The organism is Streptomyces viridosporus (assembly GCF_002078235.1).
In the GTDB taxonomy this organism is placed as follows: Bacteria; Actinomycetota; Actinomycetes; order Streptomycetales; family Streptomycetaceae; genus Streptomyces; species Streptomyces viridosporus.
This window is the reverse complement of the sequence record NZ_MSGP01000834.1, coordinates 1-686: the sequence shown is the minus strand read 5'-3', so window position 1 is coordinate 686 and position 686 is coordinate 1. Positions and strand designations below refer to the sequence as shown.

The 686-nt window shown below is 72.7% G+C and carries 1 protein-coding gene; it reads right to left on the bottom strand.

The genetic code is table 11. The features are described from left to right. The coding region (locus tag B7L92_RS37990; RefSeq protein WP_081241629.1) for a YwqJ-related putative deaminase at positions 1–514 on the bottom strand (514 nt) is incomplete at its 3' end. Positions 515–686 lie beyond the last annotated feature (172 nt).

Genomic DNA, 686 nt, shown 5'->3' with positions numbered 1-686 from the left:
CGCTGAGTGCGGTGCAGGCGCGGCAGGGGGTGGCGAAGTCGCCGTGGAGGGGGTCGCCGGCCTCGCGGATGCGGCGGGTGGTGAGTTTGGCCTGTTTGAGGGCTTTGCGCGCTTCGCCGTTGGTCATGGGTTTGCGTGCGGCGCGTTTGCTGCGTGCGGCGTCGGCGGCGGTGATGTGCCGGGAGATGAGGAGGGTTTCGGCGCAGCGGCCGGTGAAGCGGTCGCGCTGGGTGCTGGTGAGGGCGTCGAGGAAGTCCTGGACGAGGGGGTGCAGGGCGGGGGGTGTGTCGCCGCGGGCGGCGGTGCCGGTGAGGGTGGTGCCGCGTACGGAGAGTGCGGCGGCGATGGTGGGGAGGATGCCGTCGCGGCGGTGCAGCATGAGGGGCGCGTGGAGGCCGTCGGTGGCGCTCCAGCCGATGCGGGGGTCGCCGGTGCGGGGATGACCGATGCGGGGGTCGCCGGATCGGGGGTCGCCGGACGGGCCGGTGTGCGTCCCCGTTTGTGTCACGTTCATGATCGTCATTCCCTCCCGAGCATCCCTCGGAGGTCACAGGGTGCCAAATGGCGTGGCCGATGCGGAAGCTGGGGCGGGCGACACGCCCGGGTTTGGGCGGGCTGTCACGGGAGGGTGACGGTTGGTCACGGAAGTGGGGGGCGTGGGCCGCCGGTGCCGGTGACCGGTGTCG